The sequence below is a fragment of the Massilia sp. Root418 genome, assembly GCF_001425265.1.
Lineage (GTDB): Bacteria > Pseudomonadota > Gammaproteobacteria > Burkholderiales > Burkholderiaceae_D > Rugamonas.
Map to the genome: position 1 here is coordinate 101,054 of NZ_LMEC01000002.1, position 22,840 is coordinate 123,893.

Here is a 22,840-nt window from a genome sequence, read left to right on the forward strand (position 1 = left end):
CAAGAGTATCGGGAGCCATTGTCATGAGTAACAGCCAACAGATCACCGTGCGCGTGCAGGCCATGCGCTTCGAAGCACAAGGCATCGTCAGCGTGGAGCTGGTGTCGCCGGAAGGCGCAGAGCTGCCCGCCTTCGCGGCCGGGTCGCACATCGACCTGCACCTGCCGAACGGCGTGGTGCGCAGCTACTCGCTGTCGAATTCGCCGCTGGAACGGCGCCGCTACGTGATCGGCGTGCTGCATGACCGGAACTCGCGCGGCGGCTCGCGCTATGTGCACGAACAGCTGCGGGTGGGCTCCACGATACGGATCGGCGCGCCGCGCAACAACTTCCCGCTCGACGAGACGGCCGCGCACACGGTGCTGATTGCCGGCGGCATCGGCATCACACCCATCTACAGCATGCTCAATGAGCTGCGCCGCATGGGCAAGTCGGTGGAGCTGCTGTATTGCGCTCGCAGCCGCAGCGAGGCGGCCTTTGTCGACCAGCTGGTGGCCGATGGCCGCGCGCAGACCCACTTCGACCAGGAAGCCGGCGGCCCGCCGGACCTGCGCGGCTACCTGGCCGGCAAGTCGCCCGCCGCGCACTTCTACTGCTGCGGGCCGACGCCGATGCTGAATGCGTTTGAAAGCATCTGCGCGGAGCTGAAGCTGCCCAATGTGCACATCGAACGCTTCGCCCCGGCCGAACCGGTGGTGGCGATGCAGGGCAGCGAGTACGAATGCCAGCTGGCCCGCTCGCAGAAGATGGTAATGGTCCCGGCCGGGAAGTCGCTGCTCGACGCGTTGCTGGAAGCCGGCGTGGACGTGGACCACAGCTGCCGCGAAGGCGTGTGCGGCTCGTGCGAAACGGCGGTGATCGACGGCGTGCCGGAACACCGCGACGGCGTGCTGACCAAGGCCGAGCGCGAGTCGGGCAAGACCATGATGGTCTGCGTCTCCGGCTGCAAGGGGAACCGCCTCGTGCTCGACCTGTGACGGCGGGTTACGCGCTGCGCGCTAACCCGCCCTACGGTGATTTCGCCATTCCGTAGGGCGGGTTAGCGGCGAAGCCGCGTAACCCGCCAAGCCATGCATCCCGGCATAGCCCGGTTTTTTTTGCGCCCAATTCAAGCTTGAAACGACGTTTTATCCATGAAACGCGGCTCGTGCCGCCTATAACAAAGGGGAGTTCCGATGAAGAAGCACATCTACGCCGCAGCAGCCGCCATCGCCACCAGCGCCATCACCGGCGGCGCAGCCCAGGCGCAAAGCAACGTCACCATCTACGGCAGCCTGGATGCGGGCGTGGCTTACGTCAGCAACCTGAATGGCAAGTCCACCGTGCGCGTCGACCAGGGCACCATGCAGCCGGACCGCTTCGGCTTCCGTGGCGTGGAAGACCTGGGCGGCGGCCTGAAAGCGGTGTTCCAGCTGGAAGGCGGCTTCGCCACCGACACCGGCGCCAGCGTCAACGCCACCAAGCTGTTCAACCGCACCACCATGGTCGGCCTGTCCGGCAATTTCGGCAGCGTCACGCTCGGCAATATGCCGGACATCGTGTTCGACTACGCGGGCAAATTGAGCAACGGCTTCCAGCTCACGAACTTCTACCTTTTCCACCCCGGTAACCTGGACACGCTGGCCAACACCTACCAGTACAACAACGTGGTGCGCTACACCTCGCCGACGATGCAAGGACTGACCGTGAGCGCCATGGTGGGCATGGGCGAACAGGCCGGCGACAGCAGCAAGGGCCGCAACGTCAGCGCGGGCGCCAACTACGTGAACGGCCCGATGCGCCTGGCCCTGGCCTACAGCAAGCAGAACGACCGCGCCGCCGGCTACGCGGGCGCCTTCCTCTCCACGCTCAACCTGGGCAACGCCGGCACCGTGTTCGACAGCCTGACCACCTGGGCGGCAGGCGGCGGCTACAAGGTTGGCGACTGGCGCCTGAACGCGCTGTACACGCAAAGCACGGTGGACCTGCCGGCCTCCAGCTTCAAGCAGAAGAACGTGGACCTGGGCGCAGCCTGGAACTACACCCCATTGAACACCCTGAACATCGGCTTCACCAACTCCAAGCTGGGCGGCGCCAAGTACAACCAGTTCAGCATCGGCAACGCCTACGCCTTCTCCAAACGCACCGAGTTTTATGTGCAGGCGGCCTACCAGAAGGCCAGCGGCTCGGCGCGATTCGCGCTGCAGAACAACACCGGCGCGGCCGATGGCCGCAACCAGCTGGTGACCACGGTGGGCGTACACCACTCGTTCTAAGCTGATCGCAGTGCCACGCCGCGCCGCCCCGCACCATTCCGGTCCGGGCCGCGCGGCGTTCTCTATGGAGTTCACCATGTTTGCACATCTTAAAATCGGCACCCGGCTGGCGGCAGGCTTCGGCATCATCATCGCGCTACTGGGCGGCATCGTGCTGGTGGCGGTACAAAGCCTGGCCAGCCTGAATCAGGCCACCAGCCAGATAGTCGACGACCGCTATCCGCAAGTGGTGCTGACCACCAGCCTGCTGATGCAGGTGAACGAAAACGCCATCTCCATGCGCAACATGCTGCTGGCCGATAACCCGGACATGCTGAAGGCGGAAACCGCCGCCATCGCCGCCGGCGAGAAGGCTATCGCCGAAGGGCTGGACAAGCTGCAGGGCATGCTGTCCAGCGAAGCGGGCCGCAAGGCTTACGCCGACATGCAGGTGCTGCGCGCGAAATACCAGGCCGGCCAGGCGGAGTTCATGAAACTGGCAGGCAGCGGCGGCACCATCGACGCCTCCGCGCTGCTCATGACCACGCTGCGCGAGGACCAGCTGGCCTACACTGCGCGCATGAAGGGCTTCCTGGCCGGCGGCGGCAAGCTGATGGAAAAGAGCGGGCGCGAGGCGGCCGAACTGTACGCCGCCAAGCGCCTGCACATCCTGCTGCTGGCCGCTGCCGCCTGCTTGCTGGCGGTCGGCTTCGGGCTGTGGATCACGCGCAGCATCACCGGCCCGCTGGGCGAGGCGGTGCGGGTGGCGCGCACCGTCGCCGGCGGGGATCTGAGCAGCGAAATCGACGTGCGCTCGCAGGACGAGGTAGGCCAGCTGCTGCAGGCGCTGAAGGAGATGAACGGCAGCCTGCGCAACATCGTCAGGGAGGTGCGCAGCGGCACCGACGCGATTGCCGGCGCCGCCAGCGAGATCGCGCAGGGCAACCTGGACCTGTCCGGCCGCACCGAGCAGCAGGCCAGCGCGCTGGAGGAAACCGCCTCCGCCATGGAAGAGCTGTCGGCCACCGTGAGCCAGAACGCGGAGCACGCGCGGCAGGCGCGCGAGCGGGCGCAGGACGCGTCCGGCGTGGCCACCGGCAGCAGCTCGGTGGTGGAGCAGGTGGTGGCGACCATGGATGCAATCAGCGCATCGTCGCGCCAGATCGGCGATATCATCGGGGTCATCGACGGCATCGCGTTCCAGACCAATATCCTGGCGTTGAACGCAGCGGTGGAGGCGGCGCGCGCGGGCGAGCAGGGGCGCGGCTTCGCAGTGGTGGCGTCCGAAGTGCGCACGCTGGCGCAGCGCTCGGCAGCAGCGGCCAAGGACATCAAGCACCTGATCGACGCCTCCACCGCCAGCGTGGCGAGCGGCGGCAAGCTTGCGCAGCAGGCCGGGGCGACGATGCATAATGTGGTCAGCAGCGTGGCGCAGGTGGCGGTATCGATCAGCGAGATCGCGTCGGCCAGCGCGGAGCAGAGCAGCGGCCTGGCGCAGGTGAACCAGGCGGTGGTGCAAATGGATGAGACCACGCAGCAGAACGCCGCGCTGGTGGAGCAGGCGGCAGCGGCGGCGCAGGCGCTGCAGGACCGCGCCGCAGAGCTGGCGCGGCTGGTAAGCGTATTCCGCCTGAACGCCGGCGACGGCGTGCCGAAGCCGGCCCCTCGCCCGGCGGGTCACGTAGGGCGGGTTAGCGCATTGCGCGTAACCCGCCAACCCGCGGCATGAACAAACGGAGAGCAACGATGGAACAAATCTGCGTCAACAACTGGAACGAGTTCATGGACCTGAGCGCGGATCTGGACGGCTGGGCTTTCCGTGGCCAGCAGGATGTGCGCTGGCCGCTGATGACTTCCCTGTCGCGCTACCTGAGCGCCTACATCCCGGACCAGGCCAGCTGGCGCGTGCGCGAAGAGCGCGCCATCCGCATCTTCCGCCGCAAGGCGCACAACTACCTCAGCGACCCGACAGTGCTGGACAGCGCGCTGCGCTGCCTGGCGCTGATGCAGCACCACGGCGCGCCCACCCGCCTGCTCGATTTCACCAAGTCGCCCTTCGTGGCGGCCTTCTTCGCGCTGGAGCGCGCCACCGGGGACGCCGCCGTCTACGCCCTGAACACGCCGCGCCTGTGGACCGCCGCGCCGCAGAACGATCCGGCCATGGACCGCGACCATATCGACCCGCGCGAGGGCGGCAACTTCACGCGCTTCTACCTGCCCAACAGCCACGCCATCATCTGGATCGGCGAGCCGACCGAGATGGACCGGCGCCTGGTTGCCCAATCTGGCACGCTGGTGGTGCCCGGCATGCTGGACAAGCCGCTGGACGAGATCCTGCCGGCCTACGGCGACAGCGACGCCCTGCTCAAGCAAATCGTGCTGCCGCTGGCCATGCGCGACGAGGCGATGAAAGCCCTGTACCGCATGAACATCACCAACGCCACGCTGTTCCCCGACCTGGAAGGGCTGGCGCGTTCCATCGGCATGGAGCTGGAGATGGTGTGGCCGGTGGCCACCGGCGGGCTGGCGCGCCTTTAGCTCTTAGCCCTTAGAACGGTCCGAGGAAATCCAGCTTGCCCAGTTTCACGCCCTGCGCGCGCAAAATGCCGTAGGCGGTGGTGATGTGGAAGTAGAAGTTCGGCAGCGCGAAAGTCAGCAGGTAGCCCGAGCCGGTGAAGGCCTGGCTGAAGGCGCCGAAGGTCAGCGTCACATCGCGCGCTTCGGCGCCGTCGAACTGCGCCTGCGGCACGCTTTCCAGGAAGGCGATGGTGCTGGCGATGCGTTCCTGCAGCTGCTGGAAGCTGGCCTCGTTGTCGTCGAACTTGGGCGCGTCCACGCCGCACAGGCGGGCCACGCAGAACTTGGACGCGTCGCTGGCGCGCTGCACTTGCGCCGAGAGCGGCAGCATGTCGTCTGCCAGGCGCGCGCCCAGCAGCACGTCCGGCACGGCGCCGGTGGCGGCGGCGTGTTCCTCGCCTTTCTTCAGCAGCGCGGACAGCACATTGAGCCCACGCACAAACGCCGGTACAGAGACCTGATACATGGATAGGGACATGGCTTTTCTTTCGGTGGTAGGAAGGTGGAAATCATACGTGTATTATCTGGTTTTCGCTCGCAGAAGCGTAATTATAGGAATGATAATGAAGCTCCCTTCGATTTTTAAGGCTGCCGGCGTTGCCGCCGCCGCCACCCTGGCGCTGAACGCCCAGGCCGACAGCTTCACCTCGTCCGCGTCGAGCGCCGGCTCGGCCTCCAGCGGCAGCATTTCCACCTCGCTCAACGGTTCCAGCAACAGCTCCAGCGGCGACAAGAAAACCGCCGGCGGCCCGTACCACATCATCCAGATGGCGGCCGCGCCGGGCAAGGCGAACACCACCCGCCTGACCATGGAACACGACGCCAGCAAGCAGCTGCTGGTGCTGGACCTGCCGGCGGCCATCGCCGCCAAGGAAGGCCTGGAACTGGGCGGCGTGGTGCTGACGCAGCCGCGCTCCTACGGCTTCGAGTTCGCCCACGCGGACACGCAAAAGCCCTTCTTCCTGGTGCTGGAAGACGACTGGCATAGCGAACTGGCTGCGCGTCCGGTCAGCCTGTGATTTTCCGCCGCCTGGCGGCATGCGCGCTAAGCGCCTGCTCGCTGAGCATGGCCGCGCTGCCGCTGACCGCCCTGCCTTTGAACGAGGTCCAGGCGGCCACCTTCTGCGACCGGGCCAACGCCCTTACCGCAGCCGAGCAGGACACCCTGCTGCGCTTTGCCGCCGTGGTGCGCGAAGCGCTGGCCGAACCGGGCGGCAGCGCCGCCCTGGTGAGCCGCTCCGGCCTCGACCTGTCCCGCTTCAACATCCGCTATTCGCACGCAGCCCTGGGCTGGCGCGGCGAGAGCGGCGCCTGGACCACGCGCCAGCTTTACTACTCCTGCGACGAAAGCCGTCCACGCATCTTCGACCAGGGCGTGGCCGGCTTCGTCATGGGCACGGACGATCCCAAGCTGGGCTACATCTCGGTGCTGCGCCTGCCTGCGGAGGCGGCCAACGCGGTGCGGCTGGCGTCGCTGGACGGCGAGATCGCGCTTGGGCTGCTGGCGGCTACCTACAGCGCCAATGCCTATGCCTTCAGCCTGCAATACCAGAACTGCAACCAGTGGGTAGCCGAGCTGCTGGCGGCGGCCTGGGGAAACCTGGCCAACGGCAGTGATGTGCGCGGACGTGCGCAGGCCTGGCTGCGCGATGCAGGCTATGCGCCGCAAGGTGTGGAGGTGAATTCTCCCTTGCTGATGCTGGCGTCCTACTTCGTGCCGCATGTGCACCTGGACGACCATCCGGCGCAGGACCGCTACGACATGAAATTGAAGGTCAGCCTGCCGTCCACGCTGGAGGAATTTGTGCAGCAGCGCTACCCGGCCAGCGAGCGCACGGAGATCTGCCACAACGCGCGGCAGATCGTGGTGCACAAGGGCTGGACGCCGGCCGCCGCGGGATGCGAGGCCGGACCGGGCGACCGTGTGATCGCCCTGGACTAGAACCGATCAGGAGAGCCGCACCACCATCAGGCCTGCGCGCAGGCCCACGCGGACGTCCGGATTCGGAAACACAACCATTTCTTCCGGGTGCTGCACGGTGTAGACCGTGTCGCCGTCGCGGGCGATTTCCTCGCCCTGCTTGAGCGGCGTGAAGTTCCAGGTGTCTTTGCCGAAGGCCATCTGGAACTGGTCGCTCAGCTTGATGATCTGGCGCGCCGTGGCGTACACGTGGGGCGCCTGCTTCGCTTCCTTGGGCGCCGCGCCGCGCAGCAGGTCGTCCAGCGCTTGCGACGCGTCGGTGAACTGCGCCAGGTCGTTCTCGCCCAGGGTGCCGATGCGGCCCAGCTCTATCGTGGTGCCCGCCGCCGCGTGGTGCTCGGCGGAGTAGTAGCTGTAGGTTCCCACGGAGGCGGGATTCATGATGACGGCCCCTATCGCCGCCTGCCCCAGCCAGCCGATCAGCTTTTTGCGCGCGCCGTCCTCGATGATTTCGGGGACGATGGCGAAGGTCGGGTAGACCGACGGTCGGATGGCGGTGTGCAGGTCCAGGTGCCAGCGCACCGGGCCGGCGCCGCTGAAGAAGACGCTGGTGGCAGCCACCATCTCGTCGGCGCGCGCGGCTTCGGCGGTGCCTGCCAGCGCGCCGCGCTCGGCGCGGAACATGCGGTTCAGGTCCGCGTCGATGAAGCGCTTGCCGGCGCGGATGGCGCCGATGTTGCCGACGCAGAGCATCAGGTCCACCGCCAATGCGGAAGGCTGGTGTGATAGCGCGTCCAGCAGATAGGCCACCACTTCGATGGGGCCGGTCTCGTCGCCGTGCACGCCGACGGAGACCAGCACCGCCGGGCGCGCGCCGGCACCGACCGGGGCCGGACGCTTCACCGTCAGGATGCCGTCGGCCGGCTGCGTTACCGCAAAGCCGGCCGCCGCGAAGCGGGCCGCGACGGCACTGAAGTCCGCCTCGGCCAGCGCGCGCACGGCGTCCGGCAGCGCGCCGGAAGGCGCTGCCGCTGCATCCACGGCGGCTCGCGCCGTCTTGTCGTCTGCAACCGCCATGCGCTTACGCCGCCAGCGGCACGGCGTTGGCCGCTTCGGACAGCGCCCACACGTCCAGCATGGCCTGCTCCAGGTCTGCCGAGGTGGCGTAGCCGGACAGGCCCAGCGTGTTGGTCACCACTTCCACGGCCTCGGTGGCGTCGTGGCCGTTGGTGGCGCGGGCCAGCACTTGCGACAGCAGGCGCTGCTGGGTGCGGCGCAGTGCGTGCTGCGCGTAGCTGCGCAGCTGCTCTTGCGAGCGCGTTTGCGCCGGCAGCTTCAGGCCGCGTTCCAGCGTGTCGATGCCGGCCTGTGCGCGCAGGGCCATGCCCACTTGCAGGAAGGCCGGCAGGTCCATGCCGCCAGGACGCTTGACCGACAGCGCCGCGAACACGAAGACCGCCACGGCTTCAATCGCGTCCACCGCCTTCCACGCATGCACAAACTCCGGACGCAGGCCCGGCGTGGTGTCGGCTTCGGACTGGCCATCGGCCGGCACCAGTTTTTTCAGCATGTCCGGCTGGGCGAACAAGCGGGTCAGCTCGTCCACGCCGCCGGCTGCGCGCAGCTGCTCGCCCGGCACGGCCAGCACGCCCTGGATCACGGCGCGCTGCAGGCTGCGGGTGCGGCTGTCGACCTTGATCGATACGGCGCGCGGCACCTTCAGCGCGTCCGCGTCCAGCGCCTCGAACACCGGCGCCAGGTTCAGCGCGGACCATGCCTGGCCCCAGGCCAGGATCACGTCGGCTTCATCGACGCTGTGCTCGGCGGCCAGCTCGCGCAGCATCAGCGGACCGCAGCGGTTCACCGATTCGTTGGCCAGCACGGTAGCCAGGATGGCGTTGGCCAGCGGGTGCGCCAATGCAGGACGGGTGGCCACCAGCAGGTCCGGGAAGTAGGGCTTGAGCACCGACTCGGCCCAGCTTTCCTCCGTCAGCGGCAGCGCCGACAGCAGGCGCTTGTAGCGGTTCTTCACGTTGGCGATCACCACCGCCAGTTCCGGCGTGGTCAAGCCACGGCCATCGAGCTTGCGGCGCGCCAGTTCAGCCACGGTGGGCAGCTGCTCCAGTTCGCGCGACAGCGCGCCCTCTTCCTCCAGGCTGGCGATCAGCGCGGCGTAGCCGTCCTGCACCGCGGCGTCGGCCTGGGCTTGCTGCTCGCGCACCAGCAGGTGGGTCTGCAGCGTGTTGTCGCGCAGGACCAGGCGTTCGATGTCGCCGGTCATTTCGTTCAGGATGCGGTTGCGGTCCGCTTCGGACAGCTTGCCGGCGTTCATTTCCACGTCCAGCCACATCTTCGCGTTCACTTCATGGTCCGAGCAATCCACGCCGGCCGAGTTGTCGATCGCATCGGTGAAGATGCGGCCGCCGGACAGCGCGAACTCGATGCGGCCGGCCTGGGTGGCGCCCAGGTTGCCGCCTTCGGCGACGATCTTGCAGCGCAGCTCATTGCCGTTGACGCGGATGTTGTCGTTGGCGCGGTCCTTCACCTGCGCGTGCGTTTCGGTGGACGACTTGATATAGGTGCCGATGCCGCCGTTGTAGAACAGGTCCACCGGCGCCAGCAGGATGCGGTGCATCAGCTCTTCCGGCGACAGCGCGGTTTCCGCGATGTCCAGCGCGGCGCGGATCTGGGGCGACAGTTCGATCGAGCGGGCGCTGCGCGGGAACACGCCGCCGCCCTGCGAGATCAGGTCCTTGTTGTAATCTTCCCACGAGGAGCGCGGCAGCGCGAACATGCGCTCGCGTTCGGCGAAGGAAACGGCGGTGTCCGGGTTCGGGTCCAGGAAGATGTGGCGGTGGTCGAACGCGGCCAGCAGCTTGATCTGGTTCGACAGCAGCACGCCGTTGCCGAACACGTCGCCCGACATGTCGCCCACGCCCACCACGGTGAACGGGGTGGTGTCCATGTTGTGGTCCATCTCGTAGAAGTGGCGCTTCACGGCTTCGAAGGCGCCCTTGGCGGTGATGCCCATCTTCTTGTGGTCGTAGCCGTTCGAACCGCCCGATGCGAAAGCGTCGCCCAGCCAGAAGCCGCGCTGCACGGCGATGCCGTTGGCGATGTCGGAGAAGGTCGCGGTGCCCTTGTCGGCCGCCACCACCAGGTAGGGGTCGGCGCTGTCGTAGCAGACCGTGTCGGCCGGCGCAACGATGTTGCCCAGCACGCGGTTGTCGGTCACTTCCAGCAGGCTGGCGATGAACAGGCGGTAGACTGCTTCGCCTTCAGCGGCGATGGTCTCGCGCACGGCGTCCTTCGGCATCATCTTGCAGACAAAGCCGCCCTTGGCGCCGGCCGGCACGATGACGGCGTTCTTCACCATCTGCGCTTTCACCAGGCCCAGCACCTCGGTGCGGTAGTCTTCCATGCGGTCCGACCAGCGCAGGCCGCCGCGTGCCACGGGGCCGCCGCGCAGGTGCACGCCTTCGAAGCGGCGCGAGAACACGAAGATCTCGCGGAACGGGCGCGGTTCCGGCACCAGCGCCAGGTGGCTGGTGTCGAACTTGAAGATGATCTTGTCGCCCTGCTGATTGTTCTGGTAGTAGTTGGTGCGCAGCGTGGCGCCCATCAGGTCCACGATGGCGGCCAGGATTTCCTCGGTGTCGGCGTGGTTCACCGACGGCAGGCGCGACTTGATGCCGGCCAGTTTTTCCAGCGCGGCGGCGCGTTCGGCTTCCGGCAGCGCAGGATCGAAGCGCTGCTCGAACGCGTCCACCAGCTCCTTCACCAGCACCGGCTGCTTGCGCAGCGTCTCGGCCACGTAGCGCACCGAGAAGCGGCTGCCCGCCTGGCGCCAGTAGCTCGCGTAGGCGCGCACCAGCTGCACCTGGCGGGTGCTCAAGCCGCCTTCGATGACCAGGCCGTTCAGGCGGCCGTCTTCGGCTTCATTGTTGAACAGGGACGTGACCAGGTCCTGCACCACTTCGGCTACGCCGGGCTGCGCCAGCTTGGCGGCACTGGCCTCGTCCACCAGCAGGCTGGTGACGAAGTGGCGCTTGCCGTCGCCAGTGTGGATGGTATAGGTCTGCTCGCGGTCGATCGCCACGCCGGCATTGTGCAGCGCAGGCAGGATGTTGGACAGCGACGGCACGCGCTCCACCGAGTACAGGCGGATGGTGGTGGCGGGGCTGTCGGCGGAAGCGAGTTCCACGCGCGCAACCACGCGGCCGCCGTCGCCCTGGCGCAGCATGGCGCCCAGGTCGTGGAAGGCCACGGCAGGCGCGGTGGCGTTCACGTAGTCCACCGGCAGCGCGGCGCACAGTTTGCGCAGGCTGGAACGGGTGGTTTCCTCGAACACGGCGTCGGCCAGGGTGGAGAAGCTGTTGTGCCAGCCGTCCAGGATGGACAGCAGCGGACGCTGGATGTCCGACTCCAGGTCCAGCGGGTAGCGGGCGGCGTGCGCGATCAGGTAGACGCGCGCCAGCGGGCCGTCCGCCACCAGGGTTTGCGAGCTGACGTGCGAAGCGCCCGAGCTTTGCTGCAGGGCCTTGGCCAGCGCATGCGCCACGGAGGCGCTGTAGCGTTCGCGCGGCAGGTAGACCAGCACGTTCAGGTGGCGCGCGTACACGTCGCGGCGGGCGAACACCTTGGTGCGCGGCTGCTTGTACAGCGAGACGACCGCGCCGCACACTTCGGCCAGCCATTGCGGTTCGGCTTCCATCGCTTCGGTGCGCGGCAGCGACTCCAGGATCTCGACGAATTTCTCGGCGCGGAAGCCTTCCTTGCGCACACCGGCGATCTGCAGCACTTGCGCAATGCGGCCGCGCGCGAACGGCATGCGGGCCAGCGGGGTGATGGTGGCGGCGCGGGTAAACAGGCCGACGAAGCAGTGCTCGCCCAGGATGGCGCCGTTGGCGTCGGTGTTGCGCACGCCGATGAAGTCCAGCTGCTGGTCGCGGTGCAGCGTGCCTTCCACGTCGGCCTTGACGATGGACAGGGTATGCGGGCGCTTGGACAGGGTGTCGAAGTCGCCGGGAATGTTGGCCAGGCAGGTGCCGTAGACCGGGTGCGAGGTGTCCTGCAGCACGCCGATGCGGCTTGGAATGTCGCGTTCCAGTTCGCGCACGCCCGGCTTCACCTGGTAGTAGGCGTAGCCGAACGGCTCAAAACCTTCGGTGCGGGCCCAGTCCAGGAAGGCGGCCACTTCCTGGCCTTCTTCGCCGCCGTTGGCTGCGGCGGCCGCGCCCACGCTGGTGAAGCGCTCCTTCATGGCGTCCAGGTCGCGGCGCACCACGGCGGCGTCGCGCGCCACCAGTTCCAGGCGCGCCACCAGGGCCGCCAGGTCGCCTTCGGCCAGGTCGTCGGCCAGCAGCACCAGCACGTAGGATTCGAACTTGCCGCCGGCAGCGTCGGCACCCGCGCCCACGGCCGTGGCCACGCCATCGGCGCCACGCGCCACCGGCAGCACCGCGTTGAGCACGCCGTTGGCGATCAGGCGCTGCTTGCGCAAGGCCATGACGATGGAATCCACAAGATAGGGCATGTCGTCGTTCAGGATCAGCAACGCGGTCGCCTTGCCGCCACGGCCGTCGGCGTAGCGCAGCTTGGCGATCTGCACGCCTGCCCCGCTGCGCTTCGCCGCTTGCGCGAACCCTTCCCACAGCACCGGGACCAGGCTGTCCGGCGCAACGCCGGCCAGGTCTTCTTCGTCGATGGCCGCGAGCCAGGCGCCGATCAGGGCGGAGACTTGGCCGCTGTCGGCCGATTTGTTCGCGTTGATCAGGTCCAGCGTCTGTTTGCGCAGGTCTTGTGGCATTTGTGTCATCGTTGCTTCTCCAATACGTTGTGTGTATCCGTCCACACCGTGAGGCTTTTGGCTGGACGGCGGCGACGCTTATTCGGTGGCGGGGGTTGGCCCCGCAACCATATGGGGATGAATCCGGCTTTCTACAACTTACAGATCATACAGCCCTGGCAGGCCGAGGATGCGGGTCAGCTCCTCCAGTGCGGCGTGGGTCTCCAGCGCCAGCGCGGGGTCGGCCAGGTCTTTCGGCTCCAGTTGGTCGCGGTAGTGCTTCTCCACCCATGCCACCAGCGCGTGATACAGCGCCTCGGTCATGATCACGCCCTGGTGCATGGCCGACGCTTCCTCGTCCGTCAGCGCCACGCGCAGGCGCAGGCACGCGGGGCCGCCGCCGTTGCGCATGGACTGGCGCAGGTCGAAATGGATCAGCTCATCGACCGGGCCGCCGCCGGCCACCAGGCCCTCCAGGTAGCGTGCCACGGCGGCGTTTTCCTGGCACTCGTGCGGGATCACCAGCGCCATCCTGCCGTCCGCCTTGGACAGCAGCTGGGAGTTGAACAGGTAGCTGTGCACCGCGTCCGCCACGGCCACGGCGCCGGTGTCCACGCGCACCGCCTGCAGCTCGGCGCCTACGCCGGCCATGGCTGCACGCAGCGACGCCAGCGTTGCCGCCTCGTCGGCGAAAGCCTGCTCGTGGTAGAACAGCACATTGCCGTTGCCGACCGCGATCACGTCGTTGTGGAACACGCCCTGGTCGATCACGTCCGGGTTTTGCTGGATGTAGACGGTGCGCTCGGCGGCCAGGCCGTGCAGGCGGGCCACGGCCTGCGAGGCTTCCAGCGTCTGGCGCGCCGGATAGCGCCTGGGCGCCGGCGCGGCTGCGTCGAATTCCACGCGGCCGTAGACAAACATCTCGATCGCTTGCGCGCCGTGCGAGGAGCACAGGCGGGTGTGGTTGGCCGCGCCCTCGTCGCCGAAGGCCGGCGTGCCGGGCAGCGCATCGTGCACGGCGAAGTGCTTCGGATCGCCGAAGATGGCGCGCAGGCTGCGCGCCGACTGCGCGTGCTCGAAGGCGCGGTGCAGCTTGTTGTTCAGGTTGGCCGGCGTGAAGTGCACGCGGCCGTCGCCGGTGTCAGCGGACGGGCTGACGGTGGCGGCGTTGGCGGTCCACATGGGCGAGGCGGAATACGCACAGGCCAGGATCACCGGCGATTCCTTGTAGGCCCTGGCCAGCACGTCGGCATCGCTGCCGGTGAAGCCCAGGCTGCGCAGCAAACGGAAGTTGGGACGGTCCTGTGGCGGCAGCAGCGCCTGCGCAAAGCCGCGCTGCGCCAGCGCCCGCATCTTCGCCAGGCCCTGCAAGGCAGCCTGCTTCGGATTCGACGCGCTCTTGACGTTGTTGAACGAAGCCACGTTGCCGAACGAGAGGCCGGCGTAGTTGTGGGACGGGCCTACCAGGCCATCGAAGTTGAATTCGCGTGCTTGCCGCATGGGGTCCTCGGATTTCCTTAGAAGTTCATGCCGGGCGAAAGCTTGGCCGGCATTTCAAGCGCGCTGTTCTCGATCGAGGCGACCGGGTAGGCGCAGTAGTCCGCCGCGTAGTAGGCGCTCGGACGGTGGTTGCCGGACTTGCCCACGCCGCCGAACGGCGCGCTGCTGGCGGCACCCGTGGTGGGGCGGTTCCAGTTGACGATGCCGGCGCGCGCCAGCACCTGGAACTTGTTCCACAACGCTTCGTCGTTCGAAATCAGCGCGGCGGCCAGGCCGTATTCGGTGGCGTTGGCCACCTTGATGGCGCTGTCGAAATCGTCCACGCGGATGATCTGCAGCAGGGGGCCGAACCATTCCTCGTCCGGGATGCCCCTGGCGCTGGTGGTGTCCACGATGCCGGCCGAGACGAAGCCCGTGCCCTCCTGCAGCTGCTTCATTTCCAGCAGCAGCTTGCCGCCCTTGGCCACCATGTCATGCTGCGCCTGCACCAGGCGCGCGGCGATCGGCGCCGACACCACAGGACCCATGAAGGGCTGCGGCTCGGCGTTGGACGCGCCCACCACCAGCTTCGAGGCCACGTCCACCAGGCGCGCGATGAAGGCGTCGCCTGCCGGGCCGGTTTGCACCACCAGGCGGCGCGCGCAGGTGCAGCGCTGGCCGGCGGAGATGAAGGCGGACGACACGGCCATGAAGACGGCCGCGTCCACGTCCTTCACATCCCACACCACCAGCGGGTTGTTGCCGCCCATTTCCAGCGCCAGCAGCTTGCCGGTCTGGCCGGCGAACTGGCGGTGCAGCGCGGCGCCGGTCTGGCTGCTGCCGGTGAAGAGCACCCCGTCTATATCCTGGCTCTGGCCAAGGGCAATGCCGGTGTCGCGGCCGCCGTTGACCAGGTTGATGACGCCGGCGGGCAAGCCCGCCTGCTCCCACAGCTGCACGGTTTTCACGGCGGTGCGCGGCGCGTATTCGCTGGGCTTGAACACCACCGTGTTGCCGGCGATGAGGGCGGGTACGATATGGCCGTTTGGCAGGTGGCCGGGGAAGTTGTAGGGCCCGAACACGCCGAACACACCGTGCGGGCGGTGGCGCAGCACGGCTTCGCCGTCGGCCACCTTGCTGCGGGTTTCGCCGGTGCGCGCACCGTAGGACTGGATCGAGATATCGACCTTGTTGGCCATGGTTGTCACCTCGGTGCGGGCTTCCCACAGCGGCTTGCCCACTTCCTCGGCGATCAGCAGCGCCAGCGCTTCGGCGTTTTCCTTCAACAGGTCCCGGAAGCGGATAACGATGGCCACGCGCTGCTCCAGCGGCGTGAGCGCCCAGCCTTCGAAGGCGGCACGGGCGGCGCCGGCAGCTGCCGCCACGTCTTCCGCGGTTGCCTCGCGGCTGGCCCAGGTCTGCTTGCCGTTCGACGGGTCGATGGTCACCAGTTCGGCGCCGTGGCCTGCCGACCACTGGCCGTTAATGAAATTACTCTTGGCTTGTTCAGACATTGGTGTTCTTCCTCACGTTGAGAGTCAGGGTGCGCACGACGTCGCCGGCGTGCACGCGCAGCAGTTTCTGGTCGTCGGCGGACAGGTCGATCTTGCCGTTCACCGACGCGGCTTCGGACAGGATCATGCGGAAATCCTTCAGGTTGGTGTTCGACACCAGCACCGGTTCCATCTGGGGCGCGCAGGCGTGCGTCATGTCGGTATCGACGTCAACCACGGCCAGGCCGCTGTCGCGCACCGCGCGCAGTTCGGACACGCGGCCTTGCAGCACCGGGCCCGCGTCGAAGATGTCGACATAGCCCTCGAAGTGCATGCCCTCCTGCTCCAGCAGGCGGCGCGCCGGCACGGTGGAAGTGTGCACCTTGCCCACCACGTCCTGCGCGTCCTGCGGCAAGTAGGCCACGTACAGCGGCTGGCGCGGCATCAGTTCGGCGATGAAGGACTTCTTGCCCTGCGCGGTGAGCGCGTCGACATGGTCGAACTCCATCTTGAAGAAGTGGCGGCCCAGGCCTTCGTAAAACGGCGAGCGGCCGTCCGACTCCTGGTAGCCGCGCATTTCGGCGATCAGCTTTTCCGTGAACAGGTGCGGGAACTGGGCGATGAACAGGAAGCGGCACTTGGACAGGAATTTGCCGTTATTCCCGGTGCGGTAGTCGGGGTTCAGGAACAGCGAGCACAGTTCGGTGCTGCCGGTCAGGTCGTTCGACAGGTACAGCGTTTCCATGCGCGTGAACACTTTCAGTTCGCGGCTGGAGTGCACCAGGGTGCCGATGCGGTAGTTGTAGAACGGTTCGTCCAGGCCCACCGAGCCCTTGATGGCGCACACGCCGGCCAGGCGGCCGGTGTCGGTGTCTTCCATCACGAACATGTAGTCGCGCTTTTCCGGCGGGATGGTTTCGGCAAAGGAGGCGACCGCGATTTCCACGCGGTCGCCCAGCATCTTCATGTCCGGCTTGAGCGTGGTCATGCCGGAGCCGACCTGGCTGGCCATGTCGAACAGGGCGTCCAGGTCGGTGGCTTGTATGGCGCGTACAACTAGCATAGGAGTCTCTTTTTAGATGCGTACACAAATCACGTTGCCGCCGTCGGCGACCTGCAGCGTTTCCTGCACTTCCAGCGGCAGGGCGATGGTGGCGCTGGCCTCGATGGCCGGCACGGACACCACCACGGCGCGGAACTCCTGGCCGGCGTTGGCGGCCACCGCGTAGGGCACCACCGGTTCGCCCGCGCGCGAGGGGCGCGGCGTGACCACGGTGCGCTGCAGCGACGAGGTGCAGGTGCGCAGCGCATGCTTGTGCGCCTGCAGTATCGGGCCGCCGTCGAAAATGTCGATGTAATCGTCCGCTTCGAAGCCTTCGGCCGTCAGCAGGTTGAAGGCCAGTTCGCCGGAGGGGTGGATCTGGCCCATCACGGCTTGCGCGTCGCCCGGCAGCAGGGGCACGTAGACCGGGTAGTGCGGCATCAGCTCGACGATGAGGGTGCGGTTGCGGGCGCCGCCTATGGTGCGCTCGGCGTCGAGGAAATCCATCTGGAAGAATTTGCGGCCGACCGCGTCCCAGAACGGCGACTCGCCGTTCGCGCTGGTGGCGCCGGCCAGGGGCACGAAGAAGCGGTCCGCGAAGCGCTGCGGCGCCATGGCGGCGAACAGCAGGCGCGCGCGCGACAAGAGCGCCGCCTCGGGGCGGTTCTGCACCGCTTCGTTGACGTAGAAACTGGACAGCTGCGAATAGGCGGTCAGCTCGGAGCACAGCGTTAACGCGTGTACGCTATGGCTGATGTTCAGGTCGCGCGAGACCTGCTGGATCACGTCGTTGCGGAACGAGAAATAGGTGCCGTTGGAGCCGGCCGATGCGAAGATGGCGGCGGTGCCAACGATGCTGTGGTCCGCCAGGGATTCCAGCACGAACAGGTACGACTCCTCGCTGGGGATGTCGACGTGGGCGCTGAAGGATGCGATCGAAGCCTCGACCGCCTGCGCGATCTTGTCGCGCGTCTTGGGCAAGGTATGGACACCCGGCATGCTTACCGCAGCCAGCTTTTCCAGCGCTGCGATATCCGCAAGTTCTACCGGACGGACAACATACATGTGAACTCCTTTGTTTTTATACTTACGGGTGCTGCATGCGTGCTTGGCGGGTTACGGCGTTCCGCCTAACCCGCCCTACGTGTCCACCGGCGGATCGTAGGGCGGGTTAGCGCCTCAGCGCGTAACCCGCCAATGCATCAAGCAGCCAGGCTGTCCAGCGCAGCGCGCAGCAGGCGGCCGGCTTCGGCGATCTGCTCGTCGGTCACAACCAGCGCCGGCGCGAAACGCACCACGTCGGTGCCGGCGATCAGCACCATCAGGCCCTGCGCTTCGGCTGCCTTCTGGATGTCTTTCGACTTGCCCTTCCAGGCGTCCGCCACCACCACGCCCAGCAGCAGGCCGCTGCCGCGCACGGTCGACAGGATGGCCGGGTATTCCTTGGTCAGGCTTTCCAGCAGTGCCACCAGCTTGGCGGACGCTTCCTTCACGCGCGCCAGGAAGGCCGGCTGGTTGATGGTGTCGAGCACCGTCAGCGCCACGGTGGCGGCCAGCGGGTTGCCGCCGTAGGTGGTGCCGTGCGAGCCCACGCCCAGCGAGGCCGCCAGTTCATTGGTGGTCAGCATGGCCGCCACCGGGTAGCCGTTGCCCAGCGCCTTGGCCGAGGTCAGGATGTCCGGGGTGATGCCGTAGCCCTGGTAGGCGAACAGGTGGCCGGTGCGGCCCATGCCGGACTGCACTTCGTCGAAGATCAGCACGGCGCCGGTCTTGTTGCACAGGTCGCGCAGCTCTTGCAGGAAGGCCTTGTCGCCCGGCAACACGCCGCCTTCGCCCTGGATCGGTTCCACGATCACGGCGCAGACGTCGTCGCCGATGGCGGCGCGTGCGGATTCAATGTTGTTGTACTCGATGTGGTCGATGGCCGGCGGCAGCGGCTCGAAGCCTTCGGTGTACTTCGACTGGCCGCCGACGGACACGGTAAACAGCGTGCGGCCGTGGAAGGAGCTGAAGCAGGACACGATGCGCGACTTGTGCTCGCCGAACTTGGCGTGGGCGTGCTTGCGGGCCAGCTTCAGGGCCGCTTCGTTGGCTTCGGCGCCGGAATTGCAGAAGAAGGCGCGGTCGGCGAAAGTGGCTTCGGTCAGGGCCAGGCCCAGGCGCAGCACCGGCTCGTTGGTGTAGCCGTTGCCCAGGTGCCAGAGGGTGTTGGCCTGCCTGGTCAGCGCCTCGACCACCAGGGGATTGCAGTGGCCCAGGGCGGTGACGGCGATGCCGGAGGTGAAGTCCAGGTAATGCTTGCCGTTCTGGTCCCACAGGTCCAGGCCCGATGCGCGCACCGGCACCATCGCGGCCGGCGCGTAGGTTGGCACCAGTACTTCGTCAAACGTCTGCCGGGTGACAGGGCGAGTGGTTACAGTCGAATCAAGCTTTGCGTTCATGGCATTCCCTATCAATGTATAGAGGTACGGCCGCAACCAGGCGGCTACGGGTGGTACAACATTATAAAAAGCGGGATGCTAAAACTCTTTTGCGGATGCGACAAGGATTTTCATAATCCAGTGGCGCCCGGTTCACCCGTTCAGCTTGCGCTGGCGCTCCTCGCGCGGGGTGTTGCCAAACAGGGTGCCGAAGGCGGTGGAAAAGTGCGAGCCGGACGAGAAGCCGCACATCAGTCCCACCTGCACGATGGAGGAATTGGTCTCCAGCAACAACTGGCGCGCGCGCTGCAGGCGCAGCTCCAGGTAGTAGCGCGACGGCAGGCTGCCCAGGTATTGCTTGAACAGCCGCTCCAGCTGGCGCCGCGACAGGCCCACCAGGTTGGCGATGTCGTCGGTGGACAGGGGTTCCTCGATATTGGCCTCCATCAAGGTCACCGCTTCCGACAGCTTGGGCTGCAGCGCGCCGAAGCGCGCCTGCAAGGCCACGCGCTGGCGCTCCTCGTGGCCGCGCACGCGGTCGATGCACAGTGCTTCCTTCACCTCGGCCTGCACGTTGGCGCCGTACAGCGCGTCCACCAGGGTCAGCGCGAAGTCGGCGCTGGCGGCGCCCCCGCAGCAGCTCAGGTGGGGGCCGTCGATCTCGAACAGGTGCGGGGTCAGGATGGCGCGCTCGGAAATGCTTTCGGTGTCGGCGTACAGCGCCCACGGCAGGGCAATGCGCACGCCACCCATCAGCCCGGCCTCGGCCAGCCACAGCACGCCTGCGCCCACCCCGCCCCAGTAGGACGCGGCGCGCAGGCGCTCCACCACAGCGCGCAACTGTCCCGGCGGCGGCGCCGCCTGCTGCTCGTCGGCCACCAGCAGCGCCAGGTGCCAGCCGCCGGCCGGCGCCGGCGCCGCGGCCAGTTCCTGCGGGGTGCGGATGTCGAGCTGGAATTGCGGGCCCACGCTGCGCGCGGCCAGGCGCAGCGGCTGGACCAGGCCGGCCCAGGTGAGCGTGTCCGCCCCGCCCGCATTGACCAGCAGCACGCGCAGCGGCTGCTCCTGGGACAGGCGGGACAAATGGGAAAACGGCATCGGCGGATCTACTGGTGGATGATTACTCGGGCGCCAGCGCGGTGGGAGGCCGCGCAACGTTCCATTGGCTCACTATCATACCGGAGATCAACAATACCGCGCCGAGCAGCCCCGTCCATGCCAAGGTCTCGCCCAGCCAGAAATAGCCGAAAATCGCCGCGCAGCCCGGCTCGAAGGCATAGATCACGGCAGCCTCGTTGGCAGTGCTGTGGCTCTGGCCCCAGGTCTGCAGGGAAATGATGAGGGCGGTAGCCACGACGCCCAGGTAGATCAGGTTCCAGCGGTACAGCTTCAGGCCCTGCCAGATGTATTCCCAGTAGTCGCCCATGTCCTGCGGGCCGGCCACCGGGCCGCGCGGCACTTCGCGGACGGCGATCCACAGCGCCGCGCACACGGCCACGGTGAGGATTTGCGCGGCGGTCAGTGTCATCAGGCGCTCGGCCTTGCGGCTGAACACTTCCATCATCTTGATGTAGCAGCCGAAGCACAGCGCCGCCAGCAGCGCCAGCGTGTCGCCCCGGCCCCAGACGAAGGCGCCGTCCCAGCACAGCGCGAACAGGCCCACCAGCGCCAGCGCCAGGGCCGCCACGATGCGGCGCTCGGGCAGCTTGCCCAGGAACACGCCCAGCAGCGGCGGTACCAGCACGTTCAGGCCGCAAACGAAGGCGTTGCGGTTGGAACTGGTGAGCGACAAGCCCTCCACCTGGAACAGATAACAGAAAAACAACACAGCGCCGCTCAGCAGGCCGTAGCGGAAGTCGGCCCATTTGGCGCGCAGCAGGAAGGGCGACAGGATCAGGCTGGCCATGGCAAAGCGCGCCACCACGATCCAGTTGGTGGACAGGTAATTGGTCATGTCCTTCATGGCCGGGAAAGTGGTGCCCCAGACCAGGGTGACGAGCAGCAGGGCGGCAATGCCGCGGGCGTGGTTGGGCAGGGACGGCATGGCTGGTAATGTTCGTTTATCAATATTGGCTAGCCGCGTAGTGTACCGCGATTGCCGCCATGCAGCGGCGCGGCGCTATAATCACGCCTTATGGGTGAGCGATATCTGAAAAGCATCCGGCTGCTGGCCGAATGCATGCAAGGCTTTGAGCGGCTGTCGGGCGAGCACGTGCGCGAGTGCGGGCTGACCCATGCGCAATTCGATATCATCGCCACGCTGGGCAACACCGAAGGCATGTCCTACAAGGAACTTGGCGACCAGACCCTGATCACCAAGGGCACCTTGACGGGCGTAATCGAGCGCCTGGAGCAAAAGGGCCTGGTGGAACGCCAGCGCAGCCTGGACGACAAGCGCTCCTGGTTCATCCGGCTCAGTCCGCAGGGCGAGCAGGTGTTCCGCGACGTCTTCCCCAAGGTCATTTCCCGTGGCGGTGCCGTGTTCGCCAGCTACAGCGAGGAAGACTTCGCCGCCCTTGAAAAAACCCTGTCCGGCCTCAAACAAGTGATAACGGCAGGCGGCGCCTAAGGCCGGTCACGCGCCCAGCGCGCCCCCATCCCCCCAACAACCAAGGAACGACATTGAAAACCTCTCTGCTCGAAGGCAAAAAGCCTGCGAAATTCGACAAGCACATCATCGGCAACCTGTTGCTCAACGTCGACACCCCCGAGGAAGTGCGCAAGGAAAAGCTGCTGATCGGCGTGCGCAATGAAGACGGCGAAATCTACCGCCTGATCGGCGCCACCAAGCACAACAGCTTCATGAACGCCATCGAGGAACTGTTCGACCTCGGCCTGGTGGACGAACTGCAAGACTCCGAAGGCACCAGCGAAGGCTGCGACGCCATCTTCAGCGAAGCCGACTAAGGAAATGCAGTCTAAAATGGGGTCAGGGTTAATTTTGAAGGAAATGTTTCCCGAATAATTAACCCTGACCCCATTTTTCTTTTGTGGGATTGTGTCGCAAATAAATTCCACACGGCAATAATTTGCGTATAATTTCCTGATGGATAGACTGGACGCCTTCAAGCATGTCGCTGCTCAAGCGAGCCGGGGGGATCTTGCGTTCCCGACCAATGTGAACGCGTCCATCCGCCTGCAGGAGGCGCTCAGCGATCCGGATTGCCATGTCGAGGCGGCAGCCAAACTGATCCAGGCCGACCCGCTGCTGGCGGCCCGCACCGTGGCCATCGCCAATTCGGTGGCCTACAACCGTTCCGGTACTGAAATTTCCAGCGTGCGCTCGGCCGTCCAGCGCCTGGGCGTGCGCACCCTGCAGTCGCTGGTCGCCGCGCTCATCGTGCGCCAGCTGGGCAGCAAGATCACCGATCCCGCCCTGCAGGCCATGTCCGCCCAGCTGTGGGAGCATACCGCCCACGTGGCGGCGCTGGCCCAGGTGATCGCGCGCCGCGTGACCCATGTCGATCCCGATACCGCCCTGTTTACCGGCATCATCCACGAGGTGGGCGCGTTCTATATGCTGGCGCAGGCCGACGCTTATCCCGGCATCATGCAGGGCGATCCGGAGGACTGGGTGGAGCACGGCGAAATGGCCATCGGGCGCGGCGTGCTGCGCAAGCTGGTGGTGCCGGAAGCGGTGATGGCGTCCGTGGAGGCGATGTGGGTGGGCATGCGCGCCCTGCCGCCGGAAAACCTGGGCGACACCCTGCTGCTGGCCAACGACCTGGCACCTGTGCCTTCGCCCATGCACCAGCGCCCCGGCGCGACCACCCAGGCTGGGGCCCGCACCATCGACTTCGCCATCGGCGAGGGTACGCTGGACGAGATCCTGCGCGAGTCCGCGAACGACGTGCAGTCCCTGTTCTCGGTGCTGATGCTGTAGGTA

19 protein-coding genes are annotated in these 22,840 nt (G+C 66.7%); 9 read left to right on the forward strand and 10 right to left on the reverse strand.

Annotated features, from left to right (window positions below; all coding sequences use genetic code 11):
• The first annotated feature begins 23 nt into the window (after window positions 1-23).
• From ASC94_RS06220 to ASC94_RS06235, 4 genes are all read left to right on the forward strand, one after another.
• On the forward strand, window positions 24-977 hold the full coding sequence (locus tag ASC94_RS06220; protein WP_056392386.1) for a PDR/VanB family oxidoreductase: 954 nt from the start codon (window positions 24-26) through the stop codon (window positions 975-977).
• A gap of 198 nt (window positions 978-1,175) precedes the next feature.
• Window positions 1,176-2,255, forward strand: coding sequence for a porin (locus ASC94_RS06225; protein WP_056392388.1), 1,080 nt, complete (start codon window positions 1,176-1,178; stop codon window positions 2,253-2,255).
• A 76-nt stretch (window positions 2,256-2,331) separates the two neighbouring features.
• Complete coding sequence (locus ASC94_RS34145; RefSeq protein WP_082616303.1) at window positions 2,332-3,963, forward strand: methyl-accepting chemotaxis protein; 1,632 nt, start codon at window positions 2,332-2,334, stop codon at window positions 3,961-3,963.
• A 17-nt stretch (window positions 3,964-3,980) separates the two neighbouring features.
• On the forward strand, window positions 3,981-4,772 hold the full coding sequence (locus tag ASC94_RS06235; protein ID WP_056392390.1) for an FRG domain-containing protein: 792 nt from the start codon (window positions 3,981-3,983) through the stop codon (window positions 4,770-4,772).
• 10 nt (window positions 4,773-4,782) lie between these two features.
• On the opposite strand, the gene ASC94_RS06240 is transcribed toward ASC94_RS06235, so the two are convergent.
• Window positions 4,783-5,289 carry a DUF1993 family protein gene (locus ASC94_RS06240; RefSeq protein ID WP_056392392.1) on the reverse strand — a complete coding sequence of 169 codons (507 nt, stop codon included), beginning with the start codon at window positions 5,287-5,289 and terminating at the stop codon, window positions 4,783-4,785.
• A gap of 85 nt (window positions 5,290-5,374) precedes the next feature.
• Here ASC94_RS06240 and ASC94_RS06245 point away from each other — a divergent pair, with 85 nt between their 5' ends.
• Window positions 5,375-5,830 carry a hypothetical protein gene (locus tag ASC94_RS06245; protein WP_056392394.1) on the forward strand — a complete coding sequence of 152 codons (456 nt, stop codon included), beginning with the start codon at window positions 5,375-5,377 and terminating at the stop codon, window positions 5,828-5,830.
• A 47-nt stretch (window positions 5,831-5,877) separates the two neighbouring features.
• The gene (locus ASC94_RS06250; RefSeq protein ID WP_082616305.1) at window positions 5,878-6,753 is read left to right on the forward strand and encodes a DUF2145 domain-containing protein; all 876 of its coding nucleotides are present in this window, start codon (window positions 5,878-5,880) and stop codon (window positions 6,751-6,753) included.
• Between the two features lie 6 nt (window positions 6,754-6,759).
• Here the strand turns inward: ASC94_RS06250 and ASC94_RS06255 are convergent, their stop codons facing one another.
• From ASC94_RS06255 to ASC94_RS06295, 9 genes are all read right to left on the reverse strand, one after another.
• On the reverse strand, window positions 6,760-7,809 hold the full coding sequence (locus ASC94_RS06255; protein ID WP_082616288.1) for a succinylglutamate desuccinylase: 1,050 nt from the start codon (window positions 7,807-7,809) through the stop codon (window positions 6,760-6,762).
• A gap of 4 nt (window positions 7,810-7,813) precedes the next feature.
• Window positions 7,814-12,550, reverse strand: coding sequence for an NAD-glutamate dehydrogenase domain-containing protein (locus ASC94_RS06260; protein ID WP_056392397.1), 4,737 nt, complete (start codon window positions 12,548-12,550; stop codon window positions 7,814-7,816).
• Between the two features lie 129 nt (window positions 12,551-12,679).
• Complete coding sequence (astB, locus tag ASC94_RS06265) at window positions 12,680-14,020, reverse strand: N-succinylarginine dihydrolase (RefSeq protein ID WP_056392399.1); 1,341 nt, start codon at window positions 14,018-14,020, stop codon at window positions 12,680-12,682.
• A 17-nt stretch (window positions 14,021-14,037) separates the two neighbouring features.
• Window positions 14,038-15,513, reverse strand: coding sequence for a succinylglutamate-semialdehyde dehydrogenase (astD, locus tag ASC94_RS06270; RefSeq protein ID WP_056392401.1), 1,476 nt, complete (start codon window positions 15,511-15,513; stop codon window positions 14,038-14,040).
• Window positions 15,506-16,555 carry an arginine N-succinyltransferase gene (astA, locus tag ASC94_RS06275; protein WP_056392403.1) on the reverse strand — a complete coding sequence of 350 codons (1,050 nt, stop codon included), beginning with the start codon at window positions 16,553-16,555 and terminating at the stop codon, window positions 15,506-15,508. The genes astD and astA overlap by 8 nt, the downstream gene beginning before the upstream one ends.
• A 12-nt stretch (window positions 16,556-16,567) precedes the next feature.
• Window positions 16,568-17,599 carry an arginine N-succinyltransferase gene (locus ASC94_RS06280; RefSeq protein ID WP_056392404.1) on the reverse strand — a complete coding sequence of 344 codons (1,032 nt, stop codon included), beginning with the start codon at window positions 17,597-17,599 and terminating at the stop codon, window positions 16,568-16,570.
• Between the two features lie 137 nt (window positions 17,600-17,736).
• Window positions 17,737-18,975, reverse strand: a complete 1,239-nt coding sequence (locus ASC94_RS06285; protein ID WP_056392406.1) for an acetylornithine/succinyldiaminopimelate transaminase — start codon at window positions 18,973-18,975, stop codon at window positions 17,737-17,739.
• A gap of 132 nt (window positions 18,976-19,107) precedes the next feature.
• Window positions 19,108-20,052, reverse strand: a complete 945-nt coding sequence (locus tag ASC94_RS06290) for a GlxA family transcriptional regulator (RefSeq protein ID WP_056392408.1) — start codon at window positions 20,050-20,052, stop codon at window positions 19,108-19,110.
• A gap of 22 nt (window positions 20,053-20,074) precedes the next feature.
• Window positions 20,075-20,998, reverse strand: coding sequence for a DMT family transporter (locus ASC94_RS06295; RefSeq protein ID WP_082616290.1), 924 nt, complete (start codon window positions 20,996-20,998; stop codon window positions 20,075-20,077).
• 90 nt (window positions 20,999-21,088) lie between these two features.
• Here ASC94_RS06295 and ASC94_RS06300 point away from each other — a divergent pair, with 90 nt between their 5' ends.
• The 3 genes from ASC94_RS06300 (at window position 21,089) to ASC94_RS06310 (ending at window position 22,837) form a co-directional block, all read left to right on the forward strand.
• Window positions 21,089-21,523, forward strand: a complete 435-nt coding sequence (locus ASC94_RS06300; RefSeq protein ID WP_056392409.1) for a MarR family winged helix-turn-helix transcriptional regulator — start codon at window positions 21,089-21,091, stop codon at window positions 21,521-21,523.
• Window positions 21,524-21,576: 53 nt separating this feature from the next.
• Complete coding sequence (locus ASC94_RS06305) at window positions 21,577-21,861, forward strand: hypothetical protein (protein WP_056392412.1); 285 nt, start codon at window positions 21,577-21,579, stop codon at window positions 21,859-21,861.
• Between the two features lie 139 nt (window positions 21,862-22,000).
• Complete coding sequence (locus tag ASC94_RS06310) at window positions 22,001-22,837, forward strand: HDOD domain-containing protein (RefSeq protein WP_056392414.1); 837 nt, start codon at window positions 22,001-22,003, stop codon at window positions 22,835-22,837.
• Window positions 22,838-22,840 lie beyond the last annotated feature (3 nt).

Bases quoted from the DNA above. Each gene is read 5' to 3' on its own strand.
- ASC94_RS34145 (WP_082616303.1), top strand. From the start codon at position 2,332: ATGTTTGCACATCTTAAAATCGGCACCCGGCTGGCGGCAGGCTTCGGC.
- ASC94_RS06235 (WP_056392390.1), top strand. From the start codon at position 3,981: ATGGAACAAATCTGCGTCAACAACTGGAACGAGTTCATGGACCTGAGC.
- astD (WP_056392401.1), bottom strand. From the start codon at position 15,513: ATGTCTGAACAAGCCAAGAGTAATTTCATTAACGGCCAGTGGTCGGCA.
- ASC94_RS06280 (WP_056392404.1), bottom strand. From the start codon at position 17,599: ATGTATGTTGTCCGTCCGGTAGAACTTGCGGATATCGCAGCGCTGGAA.
- ASC94_RS06220 (WP_056392386.1), top strand. From the start codon at position 24: ATGAGTAACAGCCAACAGATCACCGTGCGCGTGCAGGCCATGCGCTTC.
- ASC94_RS06300 (WP_056392409.1), top strand. From the start codon at position 21,089: ATGGGTGAGCGATATCTGAAAAGCATCCGGCTGCTGGCCGAATGCATG.
- ASC94_RS06245 (WP_056392394.1), top strand. From the start codon at position 5,375: ATGAAGCTCCCTTCGATTTTTAAGGCTGCCGGCGTTGCCGCCGCCGCC.
- ASC94_RS06225 (WP_056392388.1), top strand. From the start codon at position 1,176: ATGAAGAAGCACATCTACGCCGCAGCAGCCGCCATCGCCACCAGCGCC.
- astB (WP_056392399.1), bottom strand. From the start codon at position 14,020: ATGCGGCAAGCACGCGAATTCAACTTCGATGGCCTGGTAGGCCCGTCC.
- ASC94_RS06285 (WP_056392406.1), bottom strand. From the start codon at position 18,975: ATGAACGCAAAGCTTGATTCGACTGTAACCACTCGCCCTGTCACCCGG.
- ASC94_RS06310 (WP_056392414.1), top strand. From the start codon at position 22,001: ATGGATAGACTGGACGCCTTCAAGCATGTCGCTGCTCAAGCGAGCCGG.
- ASC94_RS06260 (WP_056392397.1), bottom strand. From the start codon at position 12,550: ATGACACAAATGCCACAAGACCTGCGCAAACAGACGCTGGACCTGATC.
- ASC94_RS06295 (WP_082616290.1), bottom strand. From the start codon at position 20,998: ATGCCGTCCCTGCCCAACCACGCCCGCGGCATTGCCGCCCTGCTGCTC.
- ASC94_RS06290 (WP_056392408.1), bottom strand. From the start codon at position 20,052: ATGCCGTTTTCCCATTTGTCCCGCCTGTCCCAGGAGCAGCCGCTGCGC.
- ASC94_RS06240 (WP_056392392.1), bottom strand. From the start codon at position 5,289: ATGTCCCTATCCATGTATCAGGTCTCTGTACCGGCGTTTGTGCGTGGG.
- ASC94_RS06250 (WP_082616305.1), top strand. From the start codon at position 5,878: ATGGCCGCGCTGCCGCTGACCGCCCTGCCTTTGAACGAGGTCCAGGCG.
- astA (WP_056392403.1), bottom strand. From the start codon at position 16,555: ATGCTAGTTGTACGCGCCATACAAGCCACCGACCTGGACGCCCTGTTC.
- ASC94_RS06255 (WP_082616288.1), bottom strand. From the start codon at position 7,809: ATGGCGGTTGCAGACGACAAGACGGCGCGAGCCGCCGTGGATGCAGCG.